At 66.6% G+C, this 18,073-nt stretch carries 15 protein-coding genes; 10 read left to right on the top strand and 5 right to left on the bottom strand.

Going from position 1 to position 18,073, the window contains the following annotated elements; all coding sequences use genetic code 11:
- Window positions 1–241: 241 nt before the first annotated feature.
- On the top strand, window positions 242–787 hold the full coding sequence (locus tag SAZ01S_RS03500; protein WP_084580113.1) for a PEPxxWA-CTERM sorting domain-containing protein: 546 nt from the start codon (window positions 242–244) through the stop codon (window positions 785–787).
- A gap of 81 nt (window positions 788–868) precedes the next feature.
- On the opposite strand, the gene SAZ01S_RS03495 is transcribed toward SAZ01S_RS03500, so the two are convergent.
- Window positions 869–1,288, bottom strand: a complete 420-nt coding sequence (locus SAZ01S_RS03495) for a flagellar basal body protein (protein ID WP_139809920.1) — start codon at window positions 1,286–1,288, stop codon at window positions 869–871.
- Between the two features lie 3 nt (window positions 1,289–1,291).
- Window positions 1,292–4,003, bottom strand: coding sequence for an NHL repeat-containing protein (locus SAZ01S_RS03490; protein ID WP_245824566.1), 2,712 nt, complete (start codon window positions 4,001–4,003; stop codon window positions 1,292–1,294).
- A gap of 159 nt (window positions 4,004–4,162) precedes the next feature.
- Between SAZ01S_RS03490 and SAZ01S_RS03485 the strand changes: the two genes are divergently transcribed.
- Together SAZ01S_RS03485 and SAZ01S_RS03480 are read left to right on the top strand one after the other, a co-directional pair.
- On the top strand, window positions 4,163–5,197 hold the full coding sequence (locus tag SAZ01S_RS03485) for a flagellar motor switch protein FliG (RefSeq protein WP_084580386.1): 1,035 nt from the start codon (window positions 4,163–4,165) through the stop codon (window positions 5,195–5,197).
- A 13-nt stretch (window positions 5,198–5,210) separates the two neighbouring features.
- Window positions 5,211–5,858: a FliH/SctL family protein gene (locus SAZ01S_RS03480; RefSeq protein ID WP_084580107.1), complete on the top strand. Its 648-nt coding sequence runs from the start codon at window positions 5,211–5,213 to the stop codon at window positions 5,856–5,858.
- 22 nt (window positions 5,859–5,880) lie between these two features.
- Here the strand turns inward: SAZ01S_RS03480 and SAZ01S_RS03475 are convergent, their stop codons facing one another.
- On the bottom strand, window positions 5,881–6,657 hold the full coding sequence (locus SAZ01S_RS03475) for a polysaccharide deacetylase family protein (RefSeq protein ID WP_167693057.1): 777 nt from the start codon (window positions 6,655–6,657) through the stop codon (window positions 5,881–5,883).
- Window positions 6,658–6,987: 330 nt separating this feature from the next.
- On the opposite strand from SAZ01S_RS03475, the gene SAZ01S_RS03470 reads away from it, so the two are divergent.
- Entirely contained in the window at window positions 6,988–8,181 is a 1,194-nt protein-coding gene (locus SAZ01S_RS03470) for a glycosyltransferase family 4 protein (protein WP_084580104.1), read from the top strand.
- A 157-nt stretch (window positions 8,182–8,338) separates the two neighbouring features.
- Here the strand turns inward: SAZ01S_RS03470 and SAZ01S_RS23515 are convergent, their stop codons facing one another.
- Window positions 8,339–8,806, bottom strand: a complete 468-nt coding sequence (locus SAZ01S_RS23515) for a YybH family protein (RefSeq protein ID WP_139809919.1) — start codon at window positions 8,804–8,806, stop codon at window positions 8,339–8,341.
- Window positions 8,807–9,329: 523 nt separating this feature from the next.
- On the opposite strand from SAZ01S_RS23515, the gene fliF reads away from it, so the two are divergent.
- The 6 genes from fliF to SAZ01S_RS03440 all read left to right on the top strand — a co-directional run bounded on the left by fliF (window position 9,330) and on the right by SAZ01S_RS03440 (window position 17,080).
- The gene (fliF, locus tag SAZ01S_RS03465; RefSeq protein WP_084580102.1) at window positions 9,330–10,934 is read left to right on the top strand and encodes a flagellar basal-body MS-ring/collar protein FliF; all 1,605 of its coding nucleotides are present in this window, start codon (window positions 9,330–9,332) and stop codon (window positions 10,932–10,934) included.
- 11 nt (window positions 10,935–10,945) lie between these two features.
- Window positions 10,946–11,305, top strand: coding sequence for a flagellar motor switch protein FliN (gene fliN / locus SAZ01S_RS03460; protein ID WP_084580100.1), 360 nt, complete (start codon window positions 10,946–10,948; stop codon window positions 11,303–11,305).
- The gene (locus tag SAZ01S_RS03455; RefSeq protein WP_084580099.1) at window positions 11,305–12,636 is read left to right on the top strand and encodes a sigma-54-dependent transcriptional regulator; all 1,332 of its coding nucleotides are present in this window, start codon (window positions 11,305–11,307) and stop codon (window positions 12,634–12,636) included. The genes fliN and SAZ01S_RS03455 overlap by 1 nt, the downstream gene beginning before the upstream one ends.
- A 22-nt stretch (window positions 12,637–12,658) precedes the next feature.
- The gene (flhA, locus tag SAZ01S_RS03450; RefSeq protein ID WP_084580097.1) at window positions 12,659–14,740 is read left to right on the top strand and encodes a flagellar biosynthesis protein FlhA; all 2,082 of its coding nucleotides are present in this window, start codon (window positions 12,659–12,661) and stop codon (window positions 14,738–14,740) included.
- Between the two features lie 78 nt (window positions 14,741–14,818).
- Window positions 14,819–16,405 carry a flagellar hook-length control protein FliK gene (locus tag SAZ01S_RS03445; RefSeq protein WP_084580095.1) on the top strand — a complete coding sequence of 529 codons (1,587 nt, stop codon included), beginning with the start codon at window positions 14,819–14,821 and terminating at the stop codon, window positions 16,403–16,405.
- A 9-nt stretch (window positions 16,406–16,414) separates the two neighbouring features.
- The gene (locus SAZ01S_RS03440; protein WP_084580093.1) at window positions 16,415–17,080 is read left to right on the top strand and encodes a flagellar hook assembly protein FlgD; all 666 of its coding nucleotides are present in this window, start codon (window positions 16,415–16,417) and stop codon (window positions 17,078–17,080) included.
- Between the two features lie 516 nt (window positions 17,081–17,596).
- Here the strand turns inward: SAZ01S_RS03440 and SAZ01S_RS03435 are convergent.
- The gene (locus tag SAZ01S_RS03435) at window positions 17,597–17,998 is read right to left on the bottom strand and encodes a hypothetical protein (protein WP_084580091.1); all 402 of its coding nucleotides are present in this window, start codon (window positions 17,996–17,998) and stop codon (window positions 17,597–17,599) included.
- Window positions 17,999–18,073 lie beyond the last annotated feature (75 nt).

Here is an 18,073-nt window from a genome sequence, read left to right as displayed (position 1 = left end):
GGTGCAGAATGTTTCTGTGTCATTTCAGGGCACCAGACCATAGTTAACTCCGAAATGGACCTTATAAGCATCTGATATAATTGTATTTTTGCACGCGCCATCGATTGCAAGCTAATACATGGCGAATCCTTCGGCCTCGTCTATAGAAATGTGGACAGCACGTATGGGGACAAGACGTACTCGCCCGCTTTCATAAGGGGCGGCTCCCGTCGGCTGGGATTAGCGTTAGGGAGGTGTGTGTATGACCAAGTTTAAGTATCTGATGACGGCGGCCGTGGCCGCTGGCGCGTTCACCATGGTGGGTAGCGCGCAGGCTGCGTCGATCGTGTGCAAGAGCACGCCGGCCAAGCCGAAGGCCCCGGTGGAAAGCTGCTCGTTCGACGGCACCGCTGGCAATTTCGGCAGCACCCCGGTCGCGGCCGGAACGGTGGCGAAGCCGGGTACGGCTTCGACCGTGTTCCAGATCCTGCTGCCGCAGGCTGGCACGTTTTACATCAGCCTCACCCCGGGTGGTCCGGGCATCGGCTTCAACAAGCTGACGTTCGGCAGCGCTACGGAGATCAACCCGCCCGCCGGCCATCTGTTCGACTTCACCGTCAAGAAGGGCGGCTGGTATGACATCGGCGTGTGGGCGAAAAACACCGCCAAGAGCCCGGCGACGTTCTCGTCTAGCTTCAGCTTCGACGCGGTGCCGGAACCGGCCACTTGGGGCATGATGATCGCGGGCGTCGGCATGGCCGGTGCATCGCTGCGTCGCCGCCGTTCGGTGCGCGTCGCGGTCGCCTGAACCAAGGCACAGCGCTAAAACGGAAAGGGCCGCGAGTTTCTCGCGGCCCTTTTTGTTGTCTGCGATACGGAGAAGCCGGCTTCAGCCGTTGCCGCCCTTGCCCAGCGCCGTCTTCAGCAGCACCATCTGCTTGCGATAGATATTGGTCATCGCGCTGAAATCGGCCTGCACCTTGCCCATCTTGAGCAGTTGGTCTTCCAGCGTCACGTTGTTGCCGTCGGGCTTGGTCTCGGTCACGTCCTTGTCGAGGATCGTGCTGCTGGCGGAGGGCTGCACCGCGCCGAGGCGCTGCATCGATCCGGTCAGTTCCACCCGCGGCTTGGCGATGCCGATCCCGCCGGCGCCCTGCAGCAGGTCGCCGAAATTGGGCTCGGCGACGTCGCGCGACTTGTAGCCGGGGGTTTCGCTGTTCGCCAGGTTCTGGGCGATCACCTGCTGGCGCTGCGACAGGTTCTGCATCCGCATCTGGATGGCGGAGAAGATCGTGGGCATATCGGACATGGTTCAGAATCCCAGGGTTAGGGGCGTGCCGGCGGAAAGGCGCGACAGCGCTGCCTGATAGTTCTTCAGCTGGGCCTGCTCGACCGCGGTGGACGAGGTGCTGGCCGGTTTGTTCGATGCGGGCGTCGCGTCGACGATCTTGGCCTTGCCGTCGTCCCAGTAGAGCGAGCGATAGGCGGTCTGCGTCATCGAGAGCGCGTCGTTGATCTTGCCGAGCGCGACCTTGGCGTTGTCGATCGAGGCCAGGCTCAGGGATTGGGTCAGTTCGAGGCCGTAGTTGCCGCCGGGGCGCACCTTCGGTGCGGAAGCGGAGACCGTCGCCTGGTTGGCGATGCGCTGCGGCTCGACCCCGAGCTTCGCCAGTGCATCGGCATCGCCGCTGCCGGCGATCAACTGGAGCGTGTGCCCGGCCTTCATCTGGAAGCGCAGCGACTGCTCGCCATCGAGTGCGGTCGCGCTGACCGTCCCCTTGGACGCGCCGATCATGCCCTGGATCCGGTCGGCGATCGTCTTCAGCGTATCGTCCTTCTCGATCGTCACGCGGCGAACGCTGAGGTCGTCCGCCTTGATCGAGAAATAGTCGCCGGGCCGCAGCATCGTCTGCGTCGTTACCTTGTCCGACACCGACGGATTGAGCAGGCCACGGCCGAAGCCGAGCGCGCCGAGCGCCGTGCTGCCGCCCTTGTCCGCGGCGACCTGCACCGGCTCGGTCCGGGTCTGGATCTGGCCGAACTGGCTGGTGCTGGCGATCGTGCCCGATGCTGCATCGATGCGGGTGACGAAGCCGTCCACCGACCCGCGCTTGGTCGCACCCAGATCGCCGGTGGTACGGCCGCCAGCATAGATGCTGTCGCCCATGAACGCGACGCTGTCCACCTGGTCATCGGCGCCGGTGCCGATATAGGTGGTGGTCGCGCTGCTGAGCCCCGCGTCGATCCGCGTCACGAAGCCGTCGCGACCGCCGCTCATCGCATTGGCCTGGCTGCCCGCGATCGCGCTGGCGGTCGCGCCGCCCACGGCGATCGTGCCGTCCGCCGCCACCGCGAGCGCGCGCGCATCGGCACTGCCCAGGCTGATGCTGCCGAGGTCGGTGGCGAGCGACGTCGCCTGCATCTTCATGACGCTGGCCGCGCCCTGGCCGGAGACGAGCGCCAGCAGGTTGCCGTCCTTGTCCAGCGCAAGGCCGCTGATGTTGTCGCTGCCGCCGCTGTTGATCGTGCGGCGCTCGGCGATCTTGCCGTTCGCGTCGATCCGCGCCACCATCACGTCGCCGCCGTCCTCGTTGGCGGTGCGGCCGCCGACGTACACCGTGCCATCGGCGCCGACCGCCATCGCGCGCGCGGTGTCGCTGCCCAACGCATGCACCACGGTGGAATATTGCTCGTCGCCATTGGCGGCATATTTCGCGACGACCATGTCGCCGTCGGAGGTGATGTTGTTGAAGTTGCCCGTCACCGTGCCCGAGACATAGACGCTGCCATCGGAGCCGACCGAAACGCCAGCGCCCGTCGCCGATCCCGACGCGCCGAGGTTGCGCTGCCACACGACCTTGCCGCCGCTGTCCATCTTGGTGAGGAACAGGCCGTCATCGCCGTCGGAAAGATTGGCGCCGAGGTCGCCCTTGGTGGTACCGACGACATAGGTGAAGCCCTGCGCATCGGTCGCCACCGCCGCGGCATTGGTGCTGGCGTAGACGTTGCTCGTCTTGGTGGTGCTGAGGCTGACCTTGCCGTCCGGACCCTCGGTTGCGGTGGTGACGTTGGTCGTCTTGCCCGCCGCTTCGTTCTGCGCCGTCGCAGCGCGATCCAGTGCCTGGATCGTGCCCATGGTCGCCTTGGTGTTAGCCCCGGCCGGGTCGTTGAGACGAAAGACTTGATCGGCAGTCGGTGAGTCGAGCGGCGTCTGGCCCGCCGAGACGACCAGTGAATCCTTGGCGCCGATCTGGTCGACGGACACCTGCTCCACCCCGTCCGGCGTCGAGAGCGCAAGGCTCCACATGCCGTTGTCGAACTTGGGTTCGAACCGGGCGTTCCACTTGGTGATCGGCTGGCCCTTGCTGTCGGTGCGGACCGTGCCGTCGTCGTTATAGGACAGTACGGACGTGAGCTGCGCATTGAACGCATCCGCCACCGATTTCACGGTCGGCGGCTGGGGGCCCTGCGACAGGTCGATCGTGAAGGTCTGCGACTGGGTACCGCGCTTGACCGAGACGGTGAACTGCTCGCTGCCGGTCAGCCCGGGCAGCGGATCGTCGCTCTTCTTGACCAGCGGCTTGCCAACCGTTTCATACGCATCGGTGGCCGCGATCGCAGCGGTCGTGGTGGTCGTGGTGGGCTTGCCAAAGGCAACGTTGACCTTGTCCGACGGCGAATTGACCAGGTAGTTCTGGAGATCGGACAGCCCCTTGGCAAAGGCCTTCTGATATTGGGCGCGTTGCGCGTCCGACGTCGTCTTGTCGCTCGCGGCTTCGGCCAGCACGCGCAACTTGTCCAGCGCCTTGAAGGTGGTGAAGGTGGTCTTGACGTCGGCGGTCAGCAGATTGCCGGCACTGTCCGTGTTCGGCGTGTCGATCAGCGTGCGCGACGCGAGGATCGAGGTCAGCTGCGACGAGGTGGCGGTGCCGTTCTTGTCCTTCCACGGCGGGGTGGTCGGGGACGCGTTGAACTGCGCCTTGGCCGCGCGCACCGCCTTGCTCTCGAAGGTGGGCGTCGTCATGTCGCTCGTGAACGAATTCTGGCCGGTGAGCAAACTCAGGCCGATGAGATTTGCCGATAAATTAACCATGGTCCGATCCGTCCCTTCCCCTAACAAGTCTATAATAGAGGGAAGCGCGTGCCTGGCGGCGTGCGCGGACCATTTTCTGCAGGGATGAGCATGGCTTCTGTCGCCACGGTGGGCGAACCGCCCGAACTGAAGAAATTCTCCGGCCCGCAACGCGCGGCCGCGCTGATGCTCGCCTTGGGCAAGGAACATGGCGCGCCGATCTGGGACCAGCTGTCCACGGACGAGATCAAGGAGCTTTCCTCGACGATCGCCGGCCTGGGCCGCATCCCGAGCACGGTCGTCGAATATCTGCTCGTCCAGTTCACCGGCGAAGTGGCGAGCATGGCCTCGCTCCACGGCAGCTACGAAACCACCGAACGCCTGCTTGCCGGCATTCTGCCGAACGACAAGGTGAAGGAGATCATGGAGGATATCCGTGGTCCCTCCGGCCGGACGATGTGGGACAAGCTGTCCAACGTCTCCGAAACCGTGCTCGCGGGTGCGCTGAAGCAGGAATATCCGCAGACCGTCGCCGTGATCCTGTCGAAGCTGCGCCCCGACCATGCCGCGCGCGTGCTGGCCGAACTGCCGCGCGACTTCGCCGTCGACGTCATCATGCGCATGCTGCGGATGGACACGGTGCAGAAGGAAGTGATCAACCAGGTCGAGCAGTCGCTCAAGACCGAGTTCATGACCAACCTCTCCCGCTCGCAGAAGCGCGATCCACACGAGAGCATGGCCGAGCTGTTCAACTCGCTCGATCGCTCGACCGAGGAAGCGATGCTCACCGCGCTCGACGCCAAGGCGCCGGAAAGCGCCGAGCGCATCCGCGCGCTGATGTTCACCTTCGAGGATCTCGCCAACCTGCTGCCGCCGGCGATCGCCTCGATCGTCCGCAACGCCGACAAGCGCGAGATGGCGCTGGCGCTGAAGGGTGCCCCGGATCAGCTGAAGCAGATGTTCTTCAACGCGATGACCGAGCGCGCCGCCAAGCTGATGCGCGAGGACATGGCCGGCATGGGCCCGGTGCGCGCGCGGGATTGCGAAGAGGCGCAGTCGAGCCTCGTCCGCCTGGCCAAGGACCTCGCCGATCGCGGCGAGATCCTGCTGGTCGATCCCAAGTCCGACGACGCAATGATCATCTGAGGAGCATGGCCGCATGGGCATCCATGTCGAACGTTTTGCCTTCGACCGCGTGTTTTCGGCCCCCGTGCCGGACAAGAAGCTGGTCGACGAGGACGCATTGATCGAGCTCGCCGCGCTGCGCGCCGAGCTCGCGTTGCTCAAGGCCGATCAGCAGGCGGTGATCGATCAGGCCCGTGCCGAAGGCTATGAGGCCGGGCTCGCCCAGGCGCGCGCCGAGCGCGAGGTGGCGCTGCTGAGCGCCGTCGACGCGCTGCACGCCGGCATCGAGGTGATCGACGCACAGTTCACCGAAATCGCCGAGCGGGTGACCAGCGAGGCGACCGAAGTCGCGCTCGCCGCCGCCGACCACATCGCCGCGCGCGCGCTCGAGCGGGCGCCGGGCGACGCGATCGACGCAGCGATCGGCCGCGTGCTCGGCCAGGTGGCGCGCGGTACCGAGTTGCAGGTTCGCGTCCACCCCGATCTGGTCGACGACATCGAAGCGAAGATTGCCGACCGCCAGTCCAAGGACCGCCGCCGGCTGAACCTCAGCGTCGCGCCCGATGCCACGCTGGCCCTGGGCGACGCGCTGATCAACTGGGACGAGGGCGGCCTCGCGCTCAACGCGCAGCAGCGCCGCGACGCCGTCGCGGCCGAGCTGGAAAGCCTGTTGCTGCACTGAGGTGCGGGGCACAGGCCCCGCTTTACGCGCCCAGGCTACGCATCTGCTCGCCCACCGTCCGGGAGGCGAGCCCGCTCGCCAGCACCATGTCGAGCAGGGCGTCGTGCTGTGTGGCGGTCACCGCGCCGTCGCTCTCCGGACCGCCGCCCACCTGGTGGAAGACCAGGATCGCCCAGCGCCGCTCGACCCGCGCCCGCTGGAGATAGTTGAACACGTCGAGCGGCTGGGCATCATAGCCGACCGCGAGCGCCTGCAGCCGGAACGGATGGCGCCGCACCCAGTCGGCCGGATTGGGCGGCCCTTCGCTGTTGCGCGCGCTCCGGATCCCCAGGCCCCGCAGCATCGCCTCGTAGCGCGCGCGTTGCGCGTTGGGCGATCCCGGCCCGAGATTGGTGACATCGCACGGATAGGCGAAGTCGCGCGCCCTGCCCGGCCCCGCGACGCGGTCCAGCCACGTCTCGACCGGCCGGAACTCGCGGTCCGCGAAGCTGCGTGCATCGAGCTGGCCGATATTGCACGGGTGATGCACGGTATGGGCGCCAAGCTCGTGCCCCCGCGCGGGCAGCCCGGCCCAATCGTCGGCGCGCGCGGCGATATTTTCCCAGGTAACATAGAAGGTGCCGCGCAAGCCCCGCCGCTCCAGCGCCGGCACCGCAACGTCGAGATGCGAGGGCAGGCCGTCGTCATAGGTGAGGCTCACCGCGCCGGCGGCGATGTCGCCATCCGTAGCGGTTGCCGCCGCCGCGCGGTCGGCGAGTAGCAGAGTCGCCAGCCCCGCGGCGAAATTGCGTCTGTTCACATCCATGCCCTTTTCGTGCCGCCCAACCATCGCGAAGCCGGGCCTTGGCGCCGATTTTCATGCACCGCAACAAAGTTCCTTGCGATTGTCCCGCCCAGCGCCCGCCACACCGCAAAACCGGACGAAAGCGCGTTTCCCTAACATCTTGCTAGGATGCGTCATCTCCATTATGCGTCGCCCCTGAGGGAAGCGTGATGTAATTTTCTAGTCAGATGATGACGCGTGCGCCGAAGAACGCGTCTGGCCGCCGCTGGCTCCGACCCCATCTGACGCGGGGTTCGTGTCAAAATTCCGATATTTTGAGATTGCTCGCGAACACAAGGGGGGCGGATGGAGGAAGTAGTTTCTCTTGAGCGCGGTCAGAATGGGCAAAGCCTGTTTTCCGCGCTTACGTTCATGGATCTCGACAATATCCGAGGTCCTGGACGCAGCTGCTCTCTCATCCTGAATCAGTTTCACACCGCCGGCCTCAAGGCCGAGCTGCTGACGCCCCGCGCCAATCGCCCGCTCGCCCCCGAAGTCGCCGTCCACCGCACCCTGCCCCGCCCGCTGCGGCCGCTGCCGTGGCGCTTTACCCGGCATTATGCGAAGACCACCCTGCTGCGCAGCTTCTCGCGCGCGCTGAAGACCGCCGATCCCGAGAAGGTGATCCTGTACTTCTGGCCCCACGCACCGGTGTCGCTGCTCAAGGAAGCGCGCAGCCGCGGCTTCGTGATGGCGCGGGAGATGATCAACAATCCGTGCCGCATCGCCAAGCCGCTGCTCGACGAGGCCTATGGCCGGCGCGGGTTGGGCGAATATCCGGTGATCACCTGGGACAAGGTGGAAGCGGAAGACGAGGAACTGACCCATTTCGACCTGATCTTCGCGTCGAACAACGAGGTCGAGAACTCGCTGCGCCAGATGGGCATCGCCGATCACAAGATCGAGCCGACCGCCTTCGGTTTCGATTCGCACGCCTTCACCAATCCGCCTCAGAAGCGGACCCATGGCCGGCCGGTGCGCTACCTGTTCCTCGGCACGATGGAAGTGCGCAAGGGCTTCCTGGACCTGCTCGATGCGTGGAAGCTGGCAGACCTCGACGCCGAGCTGCTGCTCGCCGGCCATGCCGATCCGCTGGTGGCAGGGCCGCTCGCCACGGCGATGGAGGGCGGCAAGATCCGCCACCTCGGCTTCGTATCCGATATCGCGCAGCTGCTCAGCGAAGTGGACGTGTTCGTCTTCCCGACGATCGAGGAAGGCGGCCCGCAGGTGACCTGCGAGGCGGCGGCGATGGGGCTGCCGACGATCACCACCCGGATGGGCGCCGGGCGGCTGGTCCGCGACGGCGAGAACGGCATCATCGTACCGGCGATGGACCCCGAAGCGCTCGCCGCGGCGATGACCCGCCTGGCGGACGACGTCGATTACCGCGAGAAGCTGGGCCGCGCGGCAGCGCTGGAAGCCCCGGACTTCTCGTACGAACGCGTCGGCCATGGCCGCGCCGAAACCCTGGTCCGCGCACTCAACGCCCGTCGAGGCTGACGCGGCGCCGCCCGCAGGCGCAGGTGGCCGGACCGCACGGCGGCGCGCCGGCAACTTGTCCGCGCACACCCAATTTCGGCCGTTCAGGTCGTAGACTGGCGATGCCAAAACCCGCTATCCGGTATAGCGCCTTTGTGCATCGTGCAGCGAGAAGAAATCACGTAGCAGGCTGGATGAGCTCGCGAAATACAGCCCAGCCAGTTGGACTTGCAGCATAACGGACATAAACGACTTGTGTACGTCCGCGAAAAGTGAATGGCTTGCCCTCGCCACGGGGCGTACCTTGGATCAAAAACCGAGTGACCTCAATGGCGGTGTCCCCTCGTATAGCCAACGACTCGACGTTGTTCTCTACGAAGTTCAAGCGGAAGACTTTAAGCGTGTTGGCCACGTCGTCTTCAACAGCGGCCTTACCAACCACCCGGCTATCAGGGCCGAATGACTTTTCCACCTGGGGATAGTGATAGGCCATGATGGCTTTCACGTTGCCATCTGCGAACGCAGTACGAATAGCTATGCTCGTCTGCTGAAGTGCCTGGCGATCAGCTGCTTCCCTCGGGGCATGTGCGGCCATTGCTCCTGTTTGTGCTAACCCAATCGCGATGATCACGGATAGCTTGTTCATAGCATGGGGTCCCCCGCCACTTGGCGCATGCGGGCACTATATCAGAGTTCGAAGTCTAGCGCGCTATGCCCACCCCGCCGTTGCCGCATCCGCGGCAGTCAGCAAAGCGCGATAATGGCAGCTATGCCGCCTCAGATGCGGCCGGCATAGTCTTGTGCAGTCTACGATGTTCACTATATGTTCACGTCCTTCCGACGTCGGCCGTGCTCTTTGATACTGTTTGGTCCCCTCTTCGTGCGGGCGAAGCGACATGCTTCGCGGCCTCGGCCTGTATCGCGGCGGACAGCACGCGCCGAATCTCCCCGGGCATAAACTTCCCGCGCCTGGCATGCTCAGGTCTGCCCCATGCGAGACCCGCCGAGACGCGCGCACGCCTAAACTTCCTAAACTTCGGTGGTGGCGATCGCGCAGCCCCACCCTAGGCAAAAAATTCCCACCCGGCAGAAACTGCCGCCCCGCCCGCTTTCTATAAAGCTAACAACAAGGGGCATTCCGCGCCCCGTAGCTAGTGCATGGGGCGGCTTTGGAAGCGATCAAGAATCTGGTGACGCAACTCGGCACCAAGCGGCTCGCACTGATGGGCGGCGTTGCGTTCGCATTGCTGGCGGCGCTGACCGTCGTCGCGATGACCAGCTCCAAGTCCAACATGGGCTATCTCTACACCGATCTCGATCCCGCCGCGGCCTCGACGATCACCGAGAAGCTGAAGGCGCAGAACGTGCCCTACACGCTCTCCGCCGACGGCACCGCGATCATGGCGCCCGAGGACAAGCTTGCCCAGCTGCGGATGAGCATGGCCGGCGAGAAGCTGGGCGGCAAGATCGGCTATGAGGTGCTCGACGCGGAACAGCCCTTCGGCGTCTCCGCCAGCCGCGCCAAGATGAACGAGACGCGCGCGATCGAGGGCGAGCTGGCCAAGTCGATCCAGACGATCCAGAACGTCACCGCCGCCCGCGTCCACATCGTGATGCCCGAGCGGGCGATGTTCGCCAACGAGAGCCGCAAGGCGACCGCCGCAGTGACGGTGAAGACCAAGGGCCATATGGGCTCCGAGCAGATCGCCGCGATCCGCTATCTCGTTTCCTCGTCGGTCCCCGAGCTGTCGCCCGACGCAGTCTCGGTCGTCGACCAGACCGGCGCGCTGCTCGCCCGCGCGGGCGACCCCGATACCGCCGGCGCCGCCGATGCCGATGAGCGCCAGCAGGCGGTCGAAGGCAAGCTGCGCGACGAGATCGAGGCGCTGCTCCAGCCGATTGTCGGCGAGGGCAAGGTCCGCGCCGAAGTCTCCGCGCAGATCGACCGCGACCAGACGCGCGAGGAAGCGAACGTCTACGATCCCGACAAGCAGGTCGTCGCCCGCCAGGTGAGCGTCGAGACCGGCGACCAGAACAAGGAAAGCGAAGCCGGGCCGCAGACCACCTCGGTCGCCAACCAGCTGCCCGATGCCAAGGCCAACCCGGCCGCCCCCGGCAGCTCGCGCCAGTCGGCCAGCAACCAGACCTCGGAAGACACCACCTATTCGAACAGCTCGACCAAGACGGTCACGCTGCGCGCGCCGGGCAAGGTCACCCGCCTCACCGTCGCGGTGATGGTCGATGGCGGCCCCAAGGGCCTGCCGGCTGAACAGATCCAGCGCCTGCAGCGCCTGGTGGAGAACGCGGTCGGCATCGATACCCAGCGCGGCGACAGCGTGGTGGTGGAAAGCATGCCCTTCTCGGCCGTGCCGGTCGACGAAGGCAAGGAAAGCTTCCTCTCCAAGCTGCCGATGGACAAGATCTGGACCTTCCTCCAGCTCGCGCTGATCGCCGGCGTCGGCCTGCTCGCCCTGCGCATGCTCAAGCCCAAGCCGGAGCCGCTGGCGATCGAGCCGGAGATGACCGCGCTCGAAGCGCAGCAGCAGTCGGAAGAGATGCGCCTGCTCACCGCCCGTGCTGCCGACGGCGACCCCGACGCGCTCGAACAGCTCGAGCAGATGGCCTCGCCCGAAACTGCGCTGCTCGATCAGGAAATCGCCCTCGCCCAGGTGGATGGGCGGATCAAGCTCTCCGCCCTCAAGCGGATCGGATCGGCCATCGCGGCGAGCCCGCCCGAGGCCGCTTCGGTGATCCGCCAGTGGATGAACGCATAGGATTTTAGCAGATGACGATCGATCCCCATGACATCATCCCGTCCGACGGCCCCGAGCCCCAGCCGGCGCCCGTTCCGGATTTCGAGGATTTCGAACTGCCGGGCAGCGCGCCCGACCCGCATGCTGCCAGCGCTGGCCTGGAAGCCGTGCACGACGTGCCGGTCAAGGTGCAGGCAGTGCTCGGCCGCGCACGGATGCCGATCGGCGACCTGCTCGCGCTCAGCTCGGGCACGGTGCTCGAACTGGATCGCCGGGTCGGCGAACCGGTCGACATCTTCGTCAATGATCGGCTGATCGCCCGCGGCGAAGTCGTCCTGATCGACAACGCGCTGGGCGTGACGCTCACCGAAATCGTGCGGCCCGATCGCTGATGGCAAACTCTATCCGCATGCTCCTGATCGGCGCGCCGGGCAGCGAGTTCCGCCTGGCGGCCGAGCTGGCGCGCAGCGCCGGCGCCGAAGTCGCCATGGCCGATACGCCGACCGACGGCCTGGTCGAGCTGCGCCAGGGCGGCGCCGATCTGGTGATGATCGACGTCGAGGCGGACATCGCCGGCTTCATGGCGAGTATCCGCGCCGAACGCTTCACCATCGCCGTGCTGGCCTGCGGCATCGATGCCCCGGCCGAGCGTGCGGTGGCGGCGATCCGCGCCGGTGCGCGCGACTATGTGCCGCTCCCACCGCAGCGCGAGCTGATCGCCGCCGCGATCGCCTCGGTGGTCGAGCGCAAGGCGCCGGCCTGGATCGGCGGTCATCCGGCGCTGGCCCGCGCGCTGTCGCTCGCCGCCGGGATCGCGCCCAGCGCTGCACCGGTGCTGATCACCGGCGAAAAGGGCAGCGGCAAGGAAATGATGTCGCGCGCGGTACACGATGCCTCGGGCCGGCCGCAGCCGATGCTCGTCGCCGAATGCGCCGGCGTCGCGCCCGACGTGCTCGATTCCGAACTGTTCGGCCATGAAGCCGGCGCCTTCCCCGGCGCCGTCGCCCGCCGCATCGGCCGGCTGGAGAAGGCCGGACATGGCACTGTGCTGCTCCGCGAGGTCGGCATGCTTTCGCCGGCGCTCCAGGCCAAGCTGCACGACGTGCTGCAGAAGCACCAGTTCCGCCGCCTCGCCGGCACCGAGCTCATCCCCTTCCACGCCCGCCTCATCGCCACTTCGAGCCTCAGCCTCGATGCGCTGGTCGAGAGCGGCACGTTCCGCGCCGATCTTCTGGTGCAGCTGGGCCTGGTACGCGTCGAAGTGCCGCCGCTGCGTGCCCGTGGCGAGGACATCCTCGCGCTCGCCCGCTATTTCGCCAAGCGCCATGCCGAGGTCGACGGCCTGCCCCCGCGCGCCTTCACCGACGAGGCGCTGGTGCTGCTCCAGCGCTACAGCTGGCCGGGCAATATCCGCGAGCTGGACGAGACGGTGCATCGCGCCATCCTGCTCGGCCGCGGCGCCGCGATCACGCCCGGCGACCTAGTGCGCGCCGACGGAACGCCGCTGGCCGAGCTCAATGCCGATGCCAACCCGCTCGACATCAACGGCCTGGTCGGCCGTACGGTGGAGGAAGTGGAGCGCGAGCTGATCCTGCAGACGCTCGAGCGCTGCCACGGCAACCGCACCTCGGCGTCGAACATCCTCGGCATTTCGGTCCGGACGATGCGCAACAAGCTGCGCAGCTTCATCGAAGCCGGCATCGCCGTCTCGCCCGCGCCCTGATCCCCTTTTCCGGTAGCAGCCCATGCCTCCCGTCGTCCTGAACTTCTTCCAGCGGATCGGCGCCAACCGCGACATGGCGCTCGCCGGCGGCGTGATCGCGATCATCGCGATGTTGATCCTGCCGATGCCGGGCTGGATGCTCGACATGGGGCTTGCCCTGTCGATCACCCTTTCGGTGATGATCCTGATGACGGCGCTGTTCATCGAGAAGCCGCTGGAGCTCAGCGCCTTCCCGACGATCCTGCTGATCGCGACGATGTTGCGGCTGGGCCTCAACCTCGCCTCGACCCGCCTGATCCTCGGTCACGGCCATGAAGGCCCCGATGCTGCCGGCGGCGTGATCGGCGCGTTCGGCGAGTTCCTGATGGGCGGCGAGACCATCATCGGCCTCACCATCTTCATGATCCTGGTGGTGATCAACTTCGTCGTCATCACCAAGGGTGCCGGCCGCATCGCCGAAGTCGCTGCGCGCTTCAGCCTCGACTCGATGCCCGGCAAGCAGATGGCGATCGACGCCGATCTCTCCGCCGGCATGATCAACGAGGAACAGGCCAAGCAGCGCCGCGCCGACGTCGAGGCCGAAAGCGGCTTTTACGGCGCGATGGACGGTGCCTCGAAGTTCGTGAAGGGCGATGCCGTTGCGGGCCTGCTGATCACCGCGATCAACATCGTCGTCGGCCTGGGCATCGGCGTGATCGAGCACGGCGTGCCGATCAGCGAGGCGTTCCGCACCTATACCGTGCTCACCGCCGGCGACGGCCTGGTCAGCCAGATCCCGGCGCTGATCGTGTCGACCGCCGCCGGCCTGCTCGTCTCCAAGGGCGGCGTGGCGGGCAAGACCGGCGCCGCGCTCGGCGACCAGCTCGGCCGCTACCCCAAGGCGTTCGGGATGGTCTCGTTCCTGATGGGCGCGCTGGCGCTCATGCCGGGCCTGCCCTTCATCCCCTTCGCGGCCTTCTCCGCGCTGTCCGGCTGGGTTGCCTGGGAAATGTCGAAGCGCGCCACCGCCAAGTCCGCACAGGAGCGGCTGCGGGCGGCGCAGGAAGTCGCCCAGGCGCAGGTCGTCGAGCAGCCCATCGCCGAGACGCTCGCGATCGACGCCGTGCGCATCGAGATCGGCTACGCGCTGCTGCCGATGATCAACGACGACACCCGCGAGCCGCGTCTCGACGATCAGGTGCGCGCGCTGCGCCGCCAGATGGCGACCGAATATGGCTTCGTGCTGCCGTCGGTGCGGATCATCGACAATATGGGCCTGAAGCCCAACGAATATGTCATCTCGATCAAGGAAACCGAGGCGGCGCGCGGCGAGATCAAGCTGGAAAAGCTGCTGCTGATCAATCCCGGCGGCGGCCCGGTCGGCCTGCCCGGCGACCAGACCAAGGAGCCGGTATTCGGCCTGCCCGCGCTGTGGATCGATCGCGAACTGCGCGACGAAGCCAATTTCCGCGGCCTCACCGTGGTCGATTGCGGCACCATCATCGCGACACACCTGACCGAGCTGGTGAAGGAAAATATCGCCGACCTGCTCTCCTACACCGAGACGCAGAAGCTGTTGACCGAAGTCCACAAGGAATCGGAAAAGCTGGTGGCCGACATCATCCCCGGCAAGGTCTCGGTCTCGGGCGTGCAGCGCATCCTGCAGAACCTGCTGGCGGAGGGGATCTCGATCCGCGACATCCCAACGATCCTCGAAGGCATCGCGGAATCGGCACCGCTCAGCAACAATCTGACGACCATCACCGAGCATGTCCGCAGCCGCCTCGCCCGCCAGATCAGCGCGCAGCAGGTGCGCGGCGACGCGATCCCCGTGGTGACGCTGTCGGCCGACTGGGACCAGGCATTCGCCGACAGCATCCTCGGCGCGGGCGACGATCGCCAGCTGGCGATGGCCCCGTCCGCGCTGCAGCAGTTCATCGGCGCAGTGCGCGAAACCTATGACCGGCTCGCGCAGGACGGCGAAATCCCCTGCCTGCTCACCAACCCGTCGATCCGGCCGTTCGTCCGCTCGATCATCGAGCGCGTCCGCCCGGCGACCGTGGTGCTGTCGCAGAACGAGATCCACGCCCGTGCCCGCATCCGCGCGCTCGGGGTAATTGCCTGAGGTTGAACGGTTGCCCCGGCGACCATCCTATAATGGTTTGGAACGGCCACGTTCCGGCCGTGCGCATGAGGCGATCGCATGAACGTCACGAACATCGGCTTTCCTTTCGCCGCGCCTGCCTCGCAGGGAGGCGCCGCTGATGGCGCCCCGGGTTCCGGCTTTGCCGGTCTGCTCGGCGCGGTTGCCGGTGTGGATGGACAGGGTCAGCCGAGCTTCGGCCTCCTCGGCAATGGCCAACCCGGCGCGCCGCTGCTGACCGCGGATACCAACGCCCCGCTGCTGCCGCTCGCGACCGAGCCGACCATGTCCCTGCCCGGAGACAAGCCGCAGGTGGCGATGGCGCAGTTGCTCGCCACGGCCGCACCCGTCGCCGTCGCGCCGCCGGTGGCCAAGGGGGGCAATCCGCTCGCCGATGCGGTCGCAAAGGCGCTGGCCAATGCGACCGCCCCTGGCGGCAGCGCGTCTGAGCCCGCCACCGACTCCGCCGCCCCCGTTCTCACGCCTGCCACGCCGGACGCGGTGCCGGTGATCGCGGCGGAACCCGTCCCCAGCGCAACAACGACCGCGACCCCGCCCAAGGCGACGCCCCAGACGGCGCAGCCCGTGATTGCGCCGGTCGCGAACACTACGGACGTCGCGCTGCCGGGGGACGCGCCGGTCACACTGGCGGTCGCGGCAGAGCCGACCGAGACGTCCGCCAACCCGCGCGCACCGCAGCCGGGCAAGCTCGGCACGAAGGCGAACCGCACCGCCAACGAAAATACCGGGCCGGATCCGGCAGGCGCATTGCTGCCGCCGCCCGACGCCGGCGCCGCGGCAGCAGCGGTACCGCAGCCCATGGCAGTGGCGCAGGTCGCACCGGTCGCGCAGCCGATGGTCCAAACCGCTTCGACCGACAAGCCCTCTTCGCAGGCGGCAGGCCGGATCACCAAGGCCGAAGCCGGGCCCCAGTTGCCCGGTGCACCTTCGACCGGGACCGATGGCGACGCGAAGGTCGCCGAGCTTCGCCTGGACGGCGGTGCCAAGCCCGACACCGGCGACGCCAGGAACAATGGCGGCGGCGACACCGGACAACAGAACTTCGCCCAGCAACTCGCCACCGCCGATACCGGCCGGGCGAGCACGGGCACGGGCCCGGCGACGCCCAATGCAGCCGCCTTCGCACCCTCGGCCGCTACCGCGACAGCGGCCGCGACGCCTGCCCCAGTGCCCGCCGCCAACGAGCCGGTGATCCACGCCCGGCCCGGCGAACTCGGTCGTGGCCTGGGCGTCGAGATCGCCCGCAAGGTCGATGCCGGCGAGGATACGCTCCGCGTCCGGCTGAACCCGGCGGAACTCGGCCGCGTCGAGGTTACGCTCGCCTTTGACGACAAGGGCCGCGTCCAAGCGACGATGCGCGCCGAGAGCCAGCACACCCTCAGCCTGCTACGCCAGGACGCACCCGAACTCGGTCGTGCGCTGGACCAGGCGGGCATCCGCAACGATGCCGGCAGCTTCCGCTTCGAAAGCCGCGATGGCAGCAGCAGCGGCAGCGGCGCGAACGGCCAGTCGGCGTTCCAGCAACAGTCGCGCGGCGGCAACCAGCAGTTCCGCGACGCCCAAGAACCCCAGCCGGCCGCCTATCGCCAGATCCGCGGCGACGGCCAGGTCGATCTCATCGCCTAGGAGTAGCGCATGACCCTCGTTTCTTCCGCCACCGGCTCGGCCAGCGCTGCGCAGGGCACCGCCGATGCGGCCTCCTCGAAGCTCACCGCCGACTACAACCTGTTCCTGAAGCTGCTCACCACGCAGATGCAGAACCAGGATCCGCTGAGCCCGATGGACAGCACCCAGTACACGCAGCAGCTGGTGCAGTATTCGCAGGTCGAACAGTCGATCTCGCAGACCAAGACACTCAATTCGATCCTGTCGAGCCTCAACATGGCGTCGCTCACCTCGAGCTCGTCGATGATCGGCCAGCCGGTGCAGCTCGATTCCGACCAGGCGGGCCTCTCCGCCACCACGCCGGCGCAGTGGGAATGGAGTGCGACCAACGCGATCACCGGGCTCACGGCCACCGTGCTTGACGCGAAGGGCACCAAGGTCGACACCTTCAAGACGACGGTAAGCGGCAAGACCGGCCAGTTCAGCTGGGACGGCACCACCAGCACCGGCAAGAAAGTCGATCCCGGCCTGTATCAGCTGCAATTGACCGGAACGACCGATGCCGGTGCCAAGATCACCACGACGGCGAAGGTCATCGGCAAGGTGGATGATGTCCAGATGGCCAATGGTGTTCCAGTGGTTTCAGTCAACGGCGCCCAATACCCGACCAGCATGATCTTGCGCATCCAGAAATAATCGGCGTGATCCGTAGCAACGCTTAGGTGCTTTAGCCTAAGTACAAATCCGGTAGCTCAAACCCGCGAGTTTCGTTTCTCTTCCGACCAGAATCGCGATATAACGGAAACAGGAGCAGCGAGGACGTTCCGATCCCCTCACGATCCTCGCGCTCCCAAATCTGCCGGGCACCCCCCGCTCGGCATAGCGGCAGGCCAGTTCCCCCCAACTGGCCTGCCGCTCGCATTTCGGCCCTGCGAATAGTCAGAGGCGCCAGCGACGGGATCTCGATCAATCGCCTTCTGCCCTCCTGCCGCCCGCAAGCCGTGCGCCGCCGGCGACGCGACCACGCCTTTGATGTCGTTGGAAGACCGGCGAACCCGACTCTGACGTGCCCCAGGCGGTGAATGCAGCAAGAGGCCCAGGAAGCCGGCGCAGCGTCTGCACCGCCCTCACGACACGTTCCTTCAGGTTGATTTGGCAAGCGGACGCAGCCCCTTCGGCGCGGCCCCCATTATCGCTCGCCGCTGGGGCGCCTCAATGCACCCGCGCTTCGGCGCGGCGGGTAAGTTCGCGCGCATGTGCGGCGACGATGCAGAGCTCGGCATAGAGCCGGTCCCAGAACGTCGCGGCCACCTCCAGCCCGGCCATGCCTTCCTGGCTGAGCACCAGCGCGGCGCTCGGATCCAGCTCGAGGCGGAAGCGGGTGGCAAACATGCCGTCGACATGCTCGTCGGGCAGCCCCTGCGGCACCGAGAGCCGCGCGGACATGATATAGCCGGCCAGCACGTCCACCCCATAGCCGTCCAGCAGGATGCGCGGGCGGCCCTGCAGATCGGGGCGCTCGACCACGATCAACGCACCCGAAGGATGCTCCTCGACGCTCACGCGCAGGCGGCCACCAAAGGCATCGGTGATTTCACGAATGCGCGGAAACAACGCCGATCTCCCTGTTTCCCATCATTATAGGATTGGAAACCATATTGGCTCCGTCTCGCCGACGCAAAAAAAGAA

The organism is Sphingomonas azotifigens NBRC 15497, assembly GCF_002091475.1.
In the GTDB taxonomy this organism is placed as follows: Bacteria; Pseudomonadota; Alphaproteobacteria; order Sphingomonadales; family Sphingomonadaceae; genus Sphingomonas; species Sphingomonas azotifigens.
The sequence above is the reverse complement of the archived record's forward strand: the minus strand, read 5'-3'. Positions and strand labels throughout refer to the sequence as shown.